The sequence below is a fragment of the Rhizobacter sp. P3_C12 genome, from assembly GCF_056402735.1.
Window position 1 is genome coordinate 1 of sequence record NZ_JBFUGW010000205.1, and the last position, 11,139, is coordinate 11,139.

Genomic DNA, 11,139 nt, shown 5'->3' on the forward strand with positions numbered 1-11,139 from the left:
TCGGCCACAAGAAGGTCAGCTATCGCGGGCTGGCCAAGAACGGGGCGCGCATGTACAGCCTGTTCGCGCTGGCCAACCTCATGATCGCCAAGAGGCCGCTGCTCAGGCCTGCAGGGGTCAGTGCGCCCTGAAGGTTAAGACGAGCTCGCCAATCATTCGAAATCCACGCAAACGTGCGCTCGCCGCGGTGCAATGCATTCGCAGAGAAGCTGTCGGCTCCAGACATTGAATTGATCAGCTCATCCCTAGGTGTGGATGACGAAGATGAGCTTAGATTTTTCTCCCACGTCCCACGTGACGAAGAGCTTGACGGCGCCACGGAGGATGAGAAGAAGCTCTTCGAGTTTGCCATTGGCCTCGATCACTCAGCGAGAGAGCTGATCCGCTACGCACTCAGCGCCGCGGCCGAGAGGTCGGCCGATTCTGTGAAGTTGTGGCTTGCAGAGGCTGTCAAGGGCGGCTTAGACGTCACTGTCGAGCTGAGCGTTTCCAGGTTCGTCGCAGACGGGCTTCCCAAGGCTAAGGAAGAGGCCCAGCAGACAGCGATGCTCAAGCGAATCGAAAAGCTGGAGCACTTTGCAGATGCTGCCTTGGCGCTGGCAGCCGAAATGAGGAAGACGCTTCGTCCAGGCGTGGGCGATTGGGAAAGCTGACGAGCGAGGTTTCGCCCTTCGGAGAAGCGCCATGCAGGGCTGACATTAGCGAGAGTGGATTGCACGTCTTTGAATACCGCCTGCAGGGGCTTCCAAAGACCTCCCCGCGAGCGCCAGTAGCGAGACTGTTGATTTCCATCCAGAACTGACCCACGCAAGACCCTGCGGTGGCGGCCCTCGTGATCATGCTGCGCCAGCTCAAGATGCACGGTATGGCCCAGGCCGTGGTATGCGTCCGGCCAAGTCATCTTGATCTGAGGTCGCAGCCATAGGAGGCTCTACTCCACTTAACTTCTCCGTGGACACGTGGACGCTACTGTAGTGAAGGCGGCTGGCCGCCGCCGAAGGCGCAAGCACAGCGCCGAGTTCAAGGCGCAGCTCGTGGCGGCCTGCGAGCAACCTGGCATGTCGAGCGCAGCCGTGGCGATGGCCAACGGCATCAATGCGAACCTGCTGCGCAGATCGGTGAACGAGGCAGAGCAGCGCGGAGCGCTGCTGCTCGCCCCGTTACCGACCTCGACGACGTCTGCACCGCCGGCCCCTGAGTTCGTCCCCCTGCAACTGCCCGCCCCGAAGCCGCAGCCCGACATCCGCATCGAACTTCAACGCAGCGGGGTCAACGTCTCGGTTGCCTGTCTGCGGGCCGCAGCTGAGGCGTACGGCGTGGGCTTCGACTCGCTGAGGAAGTGGGTTGCTGCATACAGCGCTCATGGTGCAAAGGGCGTGACGACGAAGAAGCGAACCAACTACGATCAGGGACTGAAGCTCGAGGTGCTGCGTCGAGTTCAGGAAGAGGGTCTCTCGTGCAGGCAGGCTTCACCGGCCCGGCCAGGGTCAGCGCGAATCCGGCCCACACCGCGGACAGCAGGGCGAGTGCCGACCATCGCCGGATTCCGTTCGTGGGCTCTACTGTGCGACTAGTCGCCTGTTCGCCACTGTGAGGAAGAAGGTCGGTTCAAGTCCCGGTTAGACTCAAGTTTGGAAGGCTGGCCGAGTGGTTTAAGGCACCGGTCTTGAAAACCGGCGAGGGCGCGAGTCCTCCGTGGGTTCGAATCCCACGCCTTCCACATTGGTCGCACAGTTGTGCATCGAGCAAGGAGAGGTTGTCCACAGGGCAGCGCCCCCCTGCACCCCCTCAAACCACAGAAGAATGGTTTAGATAAGGGTTCGAATCCCTGAGCTTCCGCCAACGCACCGCCCCCACCATGCTGCCTCGCGCGCTGAGAGCCACCTCCCTCCTGCTGGCCGCGTGYGCGGTGTTCGCCTGTGGCGGCGGCGACACCCCGGCCGACAACTATCACGTCACGATCGAGTCGCTGCCGATGATTCTGGCGCCGCGGGTCGCGGCCGCCCCGGACGGATCGGCGTGGATCGCCTGGACCGAATCGGCCCCGGCCGGCGAAACCGTCTTTGCGGCGAATGTGGACCCGTCGGGACGAATCGTCCGCAGCCGCGTCTCGGTGCCGGTCGAAAGCGTCGTGCGGGATGTCCAGATCGTGATGGCGGGCTCGACACCGGTCGCCGCGTGGAGCGACCACGCCGGCAACGGGTCCGCGGTGCACTTCGCCACCCAGGTCCCCGGCACCTGGAGAACCGACCTGGTCACCCGGGCCCCGACCGCCGGCGACTTGCAATTGATTCCGCTGAAGGATGGCCGCGCGTCGGCCGTGTGGCAACAGGCGAGCGTGACCGGCGAGTCCGAACTGATGTCGGCCCAGAGGTCGGCGCGCGGCGAATGGTCGGTCCCGGCTCTCGTCGCGGTTGCGCCGGCCGGCACGGTCATGGGGGCTCCGCGGCATGCCGCGAGCGCGGACGGCTCGCTGACCCTGATCTGGACCGAAGCGCTGGCGCCATCGGGCGCGGCGGTGGTGGCGCCGCAAACGCTGATGAGCTCCCGACACGGCGCCACCACGGCGTACTGGGAGGCGGCCCAGGCCGTGGATGGCGGCGACGCGCTGCATGCCGCGTACGACATCATTTCCGCCGGTCCGGACGGGTGGCTTGCCGTGTGGTTCGAAGGGTCGCCGAGCGGCTACCCGGCGCTGCAGTCGAAGCGCTTGACCGCAGGTGCCTGGGACGCCACACCGACGCGCGTCGACACCGGCGAGGACCCCACACTGCGCGAGCTGGCATGGGTACCCACGGACTCGTCTTCGATCACCCTCATCTGGACCGGGCTGAGCGACGCCATCGCGCCAAGCAGCATCCGGAGCGCCCGCTTCGATGTGTCTCAGGGAGCCTGGAGTACCCCTGCATTGATCGCCCGCTACGACACCGGCTATCCCGTGCTGCCGCGCCTGGCCAGTGGCGGGACAGGCTCCGCGGTGGCCGTCTGGAACGTCTCGCAAGGCGGCATCGATAGCCCGGTGCTGGCCTCGACAGCAGCGGCCGGTCCGTGGCGATCACCGTCATTGCTGGATCGCGAGCGCAGTGGCCTGGCCGCGGACGTTGCGCTGTTTTCGGCGGACGATCTCGTGATCACCTGGTACCGCATCGGCGCGCAAGGGCGCAGCGACATCGTCGTGGACCGGCGCCGGCCGTGAAGCGAAGTTCTTCCTGAAGAATTGCCCGGACACGAAGATGGACGGCAACAATGATGGCGTGCCCTGCGAACAGCAGTGGTGCACGAGCCCGTTCGCCAACTGATTCTGACCAGGGGAGGTTCAGCTTGTCGAACTCGGAGCGCACCTATGCGTGGCAATGCTTCGCCTGCGAGGGGGCCAATCCACCACACGCCGATCACTGCACGTCTTGCGGCTTCCCGGCCAGGGCGACCGGACGGCAGATCGACGCGGCTCGCGCCGCCGGAACGACAGCTGCTGCCAAGCCCATCGAGTTGCAGGAGCGAAGCGCCATCGATTCCATCGCGCAGGTTCTGGCTCCTCTCCCGATGTGGCGCCAGGCACTGGCCGTCATCGGCGGATTGCTGGGCATCGGCGGCGCCGTCTGGCTCAAGCTCGCGTGGTCGTTGACCGGGATCGCCTGGAGCCTCGGCGCCATGATGCTCGGTATCGTCCTGGTGGCCGCAGGCACGGGTCGGAAATGACACGACCGGGAGATCGACGGTCACTGCAAGCGCTGGCGATGCACGGCATCGGCCTCACGCCAGGCTGATGCTCCCATCCTCGTCATCCGCCCGCAGCCACCCGATCGCCAGCGCGATCAGCACGCCGCCGATCACCATCGCGATCCAGCGCCAGTGGCGGTTCGACTCGACCCGCTCACCGTCGCGCGCAATGTGCACGCACTGGCGCAGCAGCCGCGTCGCCTGCACCTGGATCGCATCGCCGTCCTTCAGCCGCTGGTAGGCCGCATACCCGACCGAGCAACTCGCCACCCGCCCACCCACCAGGTGCAGCGTGTAGCTGGTGTCGCCGGAGCGGTTGTCGCGGCGCGCCGACTCGCCATCGTTGACGTGGCTCGTGTGCTGGTCGACCCTCAGGGTTTCATCGCGCAGCGGCAGTGCGGTGTCGCTCAGCAGCACGACACCCCCGATGAAGAACAGGCAACGCAGCAGCAGCTTGAACACGGGGCCTCACGTCGCGGGGTCGATCGGCTCGACCAGGTGCGCCCGGTTCGCAGGCGCCGCATACGGCTCGGGCCAGAACTCCACCAGCCGCGTGATGAGCCCGTCTACCACTGTGAAGAAACTGAGCGCGCGCGCCGACTGCACGCCATCGGTGATCGACACGTCCGACACCGCCTCGCCCTGCCCACCCACCAGCCGGTTGACCGTGAAGCGCCACGGCCCGTGGGCCGGGTACTCGGCGTTCATCTGCGCGAAGTCCTGCGCGCCACGGATGCGCTCGTTCGACTGCGGCCACTCCAGCACGAAGCCAGGCGCCAGCACCTGCGCCACGGCGAAGAAATCGTTGGTCGCCATCAGGCGCCAGAACGCCTGGACGGTGTCGACGGCAGCGGGATTCGGCATGCCGGCATTGTGCCGGCAACCCCACAGGCCAGGTTCCAGTGAATTCAGCCCGAACCCCGCTTCGCAGCCGGCTCGGCCGGCCGCACCCAGCGCGCCAGCGTCGCGAACATCTCCTCGACCTTGATCGGCTTGGCGATGTGGTCGTTCATGCCGGCCGCGAGCACGGCCTCGCGATCCCCGACCATCGCATTCGCCGTCATCGCGATGACCGGCAAATCCCGCAGCCGCGGCTGCCGGCGCAGCGCCCGGGTCGCCGCGAACCCGTCCAGCACCGGCATCTGGCAATCCATCAGCACGCCATCGAACGGCTCGGCCTCCAGCATGTCGAGCGCCTCCTGGCCGTCGTTGGCGACGCTCACGACCAGGCCGGCGCGGCGCAGCACGTCCAGCGCCAGTTCCTGGTTGATGGGGTTGTCCTCCACCAGCAGGATGCGCGCGCCGCTCAGGCCGGCCCGGTGCCGGGCCAGGTCTTCTTCGCGCTGCACCAGGCGCGTGGGATGGTGCACCGCCAGGCCGAGTGCCTTGCTGCAGGCATCCAGCAGCGTCGACGGCGTGACCGGCTTGGTGAGCAGCGCACTGACCGCGAGCGCCTGCTCGACCAGCCGCTGCTGCGCGTCGGCCCGGCTGAAGGCCGTCAGCATCAGCACCATCGGCAACGGGTGGCGCCGCCCGGCAGACCGTGACAGCAGGCGGGCGCACTCCATGCCGTCCATGCCGGGCATCTTCCAGTCGAGCAGCAGCAGGTCGTAGGGCTCGTCGTGCGCGTCGGCATGCTCCAGCCGGCGCAGCGCGTCCCGGCCATCGCTGGCCGTATCGGCCGTCAATCCGAGCGCGCCCATCATCGCGGCGATCACGTCGCGGGCGCTGGCGTTGTCGTCCACCACCAGCGCACGGCCGCCGCGCAGGCCGTCCCGGCGCAGTGCCGGCGGCCGTGCGGCCACCCCCTTCTGCAGGCCGTAGCGCACGCTGAAGTGGAAGCGGCTGCCGCAACCCGGCTCGCTGTCGACGGCCAGCTCGCCGCCCATCAGCCGCACCAGGTTGCGGCTGATCGCGAGCCCCAGGCCCGTGCCGCCGTGGCGCCGGCTGGTCGAGGCGTCGGCCTGCGTGAACGCCTCGAACAGGCGCTGCTGCTGCTCGCGGTCGATGCCGACGCCGGTGTCGCGCACCTCGAAACGCAGCTGCACCGACACGTCGTCCCGCTCGATCACGTCGATGGCCACGACCACCTCGCCGCGCTCGGTGAACTTGATGGCGTTGTTGCCCAGGTTCAGCAACACCTGCCCCAGGCGCGACGGATCGCCCATCACCGCCGGCAGTTGCGGCGGCACCGCGAACACCAGCTCCAGGCCCTTCTCGTCCGCCTTCATCCCCAGCAGGTTGCTCACGTTGTCCATCACGTCGCCGAGGCTGAACGCGATCGTCTCCATGTCGAGCTTGCCGGCCTCGATCTTCGAGAAGTCGAGGATGTCGTTGATGATGCCCAGCAGCGACTCCGCCGAGCCGTGCACCTTCTGGATGTAGTTGTGCTGCTGCGGGTTCAGCCCGCTCTGCAGCGCCAGGTACGACATGCCGAGGATCGCGTTCATCGGCGTGCGGATCTCGTGGCTCATGTTGGCCAGGAACTCGCTCTTGGCCGAGCTGGCCGCCTCCGCATCGCGGCGCGCCTGGCGGTCGGTCTCGGCCTGCCGGCGCTCGGTGAGGTCGACGATGAAGGCCACGCCCTGGTGCATCGAATCGCTCAGCAACACGGCCCCGATGAGCACCGGCACCAGGCTCCCGTCCTTGCGGATGTAGTGCTTCTCGTAGGGCTGGCAGCGGCCGGTCTCGCGCAGCTGCTTGATGGCCTGCTGGTCGGCATCGGCCTGCTGCGGCGGCGTGAGCCGCTCCCAGTTCACCAGGCCGGCGTGCAGGTCGGCGCGGTCGTAGCCGACGATCTCCAGGAAGGCATCGTTCGTCTCCGTGATCGCCCCCGTGGTGTCCCAGAAGAACACGCCGATCATGCTGGACTCGACCACCCGGCGCACGCGCGCCTCGCTGGCGCGCAGCGCCTCCTGTGTCTCGAGCTGCTCGCGGGTGCGCTGCTCGATGCGCTCGCCCATCGCGTCGATGCTGCGCTGCAAGGCACCGATCTCGTCGTCGGACCCGCCGTGCGTGCCGGGCGCGATGCGGGCCGTCATGTCGCCGTGCTCGATCCGCCGCACGCAGTCGAGCGTCACGCCGATGCGGCGCAACAGCCAGCGCCCGAACAGGCCGACCGCGATCGCGTTCAGGCACAAGGCCGCGAAGGTGATGCCGCCGATCGCGCCCATGAACCCGAACAGGGCCGCCTGCACCTCGCGGCGCGCCACGGCCACGCCCACCAGCCAGTCGACCGGCACCAGCGTGTGGAACACGGCCATGCGTCGCTCGTCCTTGTAGCTGTATTCCAGCGTGCCCGCCTGGCGCCGCATCATCTCGTCGACGAAGCCATAGTCCACGCGATCGCCGATGTGGAAGTCCGGGTGGTAGACGACGCGGTTGTCGTTCTTCTCGACGATGAACAGCGTCGCCGACGCGAAGCCCTCCTTGGCGCGCAGCCGCAGCAGCTGCGCTTCGGCCTCCCTGGCGGCGGCGACCACGCCCGAGCGGTTGAGCTGCTGCCGGATCGACTGCGTGGCCCCCTGCAGCTCGAGCTGCATCAGCCGTTCGCGCGACTGCCGCAGCTCCGCTTCGAGAAAGAACACGGCGGCACCCAGCACCGCGGCGGTCATCACGAGGATGGCCGCCAGCGAGACCAGGTTGAGTCGCGTGCCGATCTTCACAGCGGGCTCAAAAATTGTGCTGGTCCACGTTGGCCTTGGTGAACACCATCACCGGCAAGGCCACCTGCAGGCTGATCGCATCCCGGCGCGGCGTGAAGCTGCCCAGCCGGCCGGCCTGGAACGGCTGCCCCGCCTTCAGCCCGCCGGCCAGCAGCTGCCGCGCGGCATGCACGGTCAGGTAGCCGTGGTCCGGCGCATTCCACAGCAGCACGGTCCGGACCGTGCCGTCCTTCAGGAACTCGCGCATCAGGTTCGGCGTGGAGTTGCCCACCACGGCCACCTTGCCGGCCAGCCCGGCATCGCGCACCGCGCGCGCGACACCCGGCAGGTTGGGCGACCCGAGCGCGACGAGGCCCTTCAGCCCGGCCAGCGACTTCAGGCAGTCCTGGGCAATCCGGTAGGCCTCTTCGGTGCTCTCGCCGGCGGGGCGGATGTCGACGATGCGCAGCCCCGGATGGCGCGCGTAGATCGCCCGCTTCATCGCATCGATCCAGCTGCTCTGGTTCGGCGCCGCGAAGCTCGTCGTCACGATGGCGATGTCGCCCTTCGGGCCGGTCTCGGCGCGCAGGGCGTCGACCAGCTGGCTGCCGAAGGCCTCGAAATCGACCAGGTTGACGAAGAACTCGCGCAGCTGGCTGTCGGCGTCCCAGCTGATGACGTGGATGCCGGCCCGCTGCGCCTTCTGCAGCACCGGCACGATGGCCACCGGATCGTTCGCCGCCACCGCGATCAGGTCGGGCTTCGCCGGAATCAGGCGCTCGATCATCTCGATCTGCCGCTCCACCTGGTCCTGCGTCGGCCCGGTCCAGGTCACCGCCATGTCGGGCAGCTCGCGCGCTGCCGCATCGATGCCCGTCTTGACGGCGTCGTAGTACGCGATGCCCACCAGCTTGGGCATGATGACGATGCGATGGCGGGGCTGCGCCCGAGCCGCGGGCAGGGCCGCAGCCCACAGCAACGAACCGCCCCACGCGAGTGCACTGCGCCGGTCGATCATTCGCCTTCTCCTGGTTCTCCGCTCGGACGGAGAGACGCCCCCTGCAGGCAATGATGATGGGCCGATGCATCGTCTTGTCAATGCCGGAGTCGACACCCTCGTTTACCCTGGAAACGTCCCGCCGAAGGTTCAAGACCCGCGGCCGAAGGCGCAAGATCCCAGTCGCCCAGCGGTGTGCGTTGAGGAGACGAGCATGGGTCGCAAGCTTTGGCCGGCGCGGGCCGTCCACGCGTTCGCAGCGGGTCTGCTCGGCGCAAGCGTGGCGTATGGCGCCGAGCCGCAGCCCCGGCCCAAGGGCTCCGACACGACCGTGGTGCGCCCCGGCGACGTGCTGCCGCCCCGCGTGGCCCCGCCCTGCACGCCGGGCCGCTGCCCGTTCGCGGGACAGCACGTCACGGTGCTGGTCGCCGAAGGCCAGGGCATCGGCGGGCCGGTGCTGGAGATCAAGCCCGAATTCGAGGCCGCCACCGGCGCCACGCTCGAGATCGTGCAGCGGCCCCACGAGGAGCTGTTCGCCACGCTGATCTCCGACCTGACCAACGGCACCGGCCGCTACGACGCCTGCATCGCCGGCGCCTGGTGGCTCGGCGAGCTGGTCGCCGGCAAGCACCTCGTGCCGTACGACCGCTACTACAAGGATCCGCGCTTCCCGGCCTGGAACATCGCCGAGGTGCTGCCGGCGCCGCGCAGCCTGCTCGAGTTCGGCGGGCACAAGTACATGGTGGCCAACGACCACGACGGCCAGGTGATGTACTACCGGCGCGACCTGCTGGCCGACCCGCAGCACCGGGCCGCCTTCCAGAAGATCCACGGCTATCCGCTGGCGCCGCCGGCCACCTGGGAGCAGTTCCGCGACATCGCCGCGTACTTCAACGGCAAGGACCTCAACGGCGACGGCGAGCCGGACCACGGCCTGCTGCTGCCGCTGCGCGCCGGGGCGCAGGGCATGTTCCATTTCATGTCGCTGTCCGCGCCCTTCGTGATCGGCCCGGACAACCCGCACCTGTACTGGTTCGACCCGCAGACCATGAAGCCCCTGCTGGACAGCCCGGGCCACGTGCGCGCCCTCGCGATGCTGGTCGACCTGGTGCAGTTCGGCCCGAAGGAGATGCTCAACTGGGACCTCGGTCGCGGCTGGGACTACTTCCTGTCCGGGCGCGCCGCGCTCACGCTCACCTGGGGCGACCTCGGCGCGCTCGCGCAGCAGCCGGGCAGCCGGGTGCGCGGCAAGGTGGGCTCGGCGCAACTGCCCGGCACCTTCGAGTACTACGACGCAGGCCGGCACCGGTGGGTGAAGACCGAGCGTCCCAACCGCGTCGGCAACACCACCGGCGGCTCCTGGGCGGGCGTGATCTCGCGCGACTCGAAGGCGCCGGCGGCCACCTACTACCTGCTGGCGCTGATGGCCAGCGAGCCGAAGTCGCGCGTCTATGCCGCGCGCGGCTGGGACGGCATCGACCCGGGCCGCCGCTACCACCTGCTGCCGCCCAAGGGCAGCGGCCGCCTGGACGACTACCTGCAGGCCGGCTGGGATGCCACCGACGTGCGCGACTACCTGCAGGCCTATGACGACACCTTCAGCAACCCGCTGCAGCTGCCCTACCTGCGCATCCCCGGCGCCTTCAGCTACTGGCAGTCGCTGGACCTGCGCCTGGCCGCCGCGACCAGCGGGCAACTGAGCCCGCAGGCCGCACTCAGGGCCGCCTCCGTCGACTTCGAGGAGATCACGGTGCGGCTCGGGCGCAACACGCAGCGCAGCGCCTTCCGGGCCTCGCTCGGGCTGCCGCGATGAACGGGGCGGCGCGCCGGGAGCGCTGGGAGCGTTGGCACACGCTCGGCATCGGCAGCAAGCTGACGGGGGCCTTCGGCGTGCTGGCCGGCGTCACGGTGCTGGTCGTGCTGCTGGCCTTGCTGGCGGGCCAGCACCTGACGCGCGACATCGCGCTGGCCGAGAACCTGCGCCGCCCCGCGTCGCTCGCCTCGACGCAGGCGCAGGCCAGCCTGCTCAGCATGCAACTGCACGTGCGCGGCTACCTGGTGCTCAGCGATCCGCAGGACGTGCAGCAGTACCAGGTCGCCCGGCGCGAGTTCGAGGATCGCCTGGCCGCGCTGCAGGCCATGTCGAACAGCTGGGCCGAGACGGGCGCGGCGCGCCTCGTCAGCGACCTGACGACCGACTACCGCCGCTGGGAGGGCCTGCCGAAGCAGCTGTTCGACCTGCACGACAACCCGCTGAAGAACCAGCCCGCGCTGCGGCTGTGTCGCGTCGACGTGCAGGCCAGGCGCGTGCAGGTGCTCGACGGCGTCAGCCGCATCCTCGAGCTGCAGCGGTCGCGCGAGTCGAGCCCGCACAGCCGCGAGCTGGTGTCCGACCTGCTGCGCTTCCAGACCTCGTTCGACGCGATGGTGACCAACCTCATCGCCTACGGCGCGTCGGGCGAGCTGAGCTTCAAGCTGGCCTACGGCCCGCAGCTGTCCACCAATGCCGCGGCCTGGAACGCGGTGGCGGCCCGGCGGGCCGTGCTCGACGCGCGGCAGAACGCGCTGCTCGACCACCTCGGGCGCCAGCGTGCCGAGGTGACCGAGCTCGCGCTGCAGATCATCGGCATCCTGAACGGCGAGCGCGCCTACGAAGACCTCTACCTGTACCGCACCCAGGTGGCACCGCAGGCCGAGGTGATGCTGGAGCGCCTGGCCCGGCTCACGGCCGGCCAGCAGGCGGGCCTCGGCCAGGCGCTGACCGGCGCGGTGCACCGC

11 protein-coding genes, 1 tRNA gene and 1 pseudogene are annotated in these 11,139 nt (G+C 68.7%); 9 read left to right on the forward strand and 4 right to left on the reverse strand.

Annotated elements, in window-relative coordinates:
• From AC1DXV_RS24835 to AC1DXV_RS24865, 7 genes and pseudogenes are all read left to right on the forward strand, one after another.
• Window positions 1–131: pseudogene (locus AC1DXV_RS24835) on the forward strand (IS5/IS1182 family transposase); the annotation flags it as partial.
• Window positions 132–251: 120 nt separating this feature from the next.
• A complete protein-coding gene (locus AC1DXV_RS24840) occupies window positions 252–653 on the forward strand; it encodes a hypothetical protein (protein ID WP_477865918.1) in 402 nt (133 codons plus the stop codon).
• 321 nt (window positions 654–974) lie between these two features.
• Window positions 975–1,574, forward strand: a complete 600-nt coding sequence (locus AC1DXV_RS24845) for a transposase (protein WP_477865919.1) — start codon at window positions 975–977, stop codon at window positions 1,572–1,574.
• A 59-nt stretch (window positions 1,575–1,633) separates the two neighbouring features.
• A tRNA-Ser gene (locus AC1DXV_RS24850) sits at window positions 1,634–1,720 on the forward strand.
• A gap of 138 nt (window positions 1,721–1,858) precedes the next feature.
• Window positions 1,859–3,196 carry a hypothetical protein gene (locus AC1DXV_RS24855; protein ID WP_477865920.1) on the forward strand — a complete coding sequence of 446 codons (1,338 nt, stop codon included), beginning with the start codon at window positions 1,859–1,861 and terminating at the stop codon, window positions 3,194–3,196.
• 13 nt (window positions 3,197–3,209) lie between these two features.
• Window positions 3,210–3,299: an excalibur calcium-binding domain-containing protein gene (locus AC1DXV_RS24860; protein WP_477865927.1), complete on the forward strand. Its 90-nt coding sequence runs from the start codon at window positions 3,210–3,212 to the stop codon at window positions 3,297–3,299.
• 22 nt (window positions 3,300–3,321) lie between these two features.
• Window positions 3,322–3,699 carry a hypothetical protein gene (locus AC1DXV_RS24865; protein ID WP_477865921.1) on the forward strand — a complete coding sequence of 126 codons (378 nt, stop codon included), beginning with the start codon at window positions 3,322–3,324 and terminating at the stop codon, window positions 3,697–3,699.
• 54 nt (window positions 3,700–3,753) lie between these two features.
• Here the strand turns inward: AC1DXV_RS24865 and AC1DXV_RS24870 are convergent, their stop codons facing one another.
• Genes AC1DXV_RS24870 through AC1DXV_RS24885 form a run of 4 tightly spaced genes read right to left on the reverse strand, consistent with a single transcriptional unit; the run spans window position 3,754 to window position 8,382 of the window.
• Window positions 3,754–4,182 (reverse strand): hypothetical protein, encoded by a 429-nt coding sequence (locus AC1DXV_RS24870; protein WP_477865922.1) that lies wholly within the window; start codon window positions 4,180–4,182, stop codon window positions 3,754–3,756.
• Window positions 4,183–4,188: 6 nt separating this feature from the next.
• The gene (locus AC1DXV_RS24875; RefSeq protein ID WP_477865923.1) at window positions 4,189–4,584 is read right to left on the reverse strand and encodes a nuclear transport factor 2 family protein; all 396 of its coding nucleotides are present in this window, start codon (window positions 4,582–4,584) and stop codon (window positions 4,189–4,191) included.
• Between the two features lie 44 nt (window positions 4,585–4,628).
• On the reverse strand, window positions 4,629–7,385 hold the full coding sequence (locus AC1DXV_RS24880) for a hybrid sensor histidine kinase/response regulator (RefSeq protein WP_477936059.1): 2,757 nt from the start codon (window positions 7,383–7,385) through the stop codon (window positions 4,629–4,631).
• Between the two features lie 7 nt (window positions 7,386–7,392).
• Window positions 7,393–8,382, reverse strand: coding sequence for a substrate-binding domain-containing protein (locus AC1DXV_RS24885; RefSeq protein ID WP_477865925.1), 990 nt, complete (start codon window positions 8,380–8,382; stop codon window positions 7,393–7,395).
• Between the two features lie 193 nt (window positions 8,383–8,575).
• Between AC1DXV_RS24885 and AC1DXV_RS24890 the strand changes: the two genes are divergently transcribed.
• A complete protein-coding gene (locus AC1DXV_RS24890) occupies window positions 8,576–10,174 on the forward strand; it encodes an ABC transporter substrate-binding protein (protein WP_477936060.1) in 1,599 nt (532 codons plus the stop codon).
• The coding region (locus tag AC1DXV_RS24895; protein WP_477936062.1) for a hypothetical protein at window positions 10,171–11,139 on the forward strand (969 nt) is incomplete at its 3' end. The genes AC1DXV_RS24890 and AC1DXV_RS24895, both read left to right, overlap by 4 nt.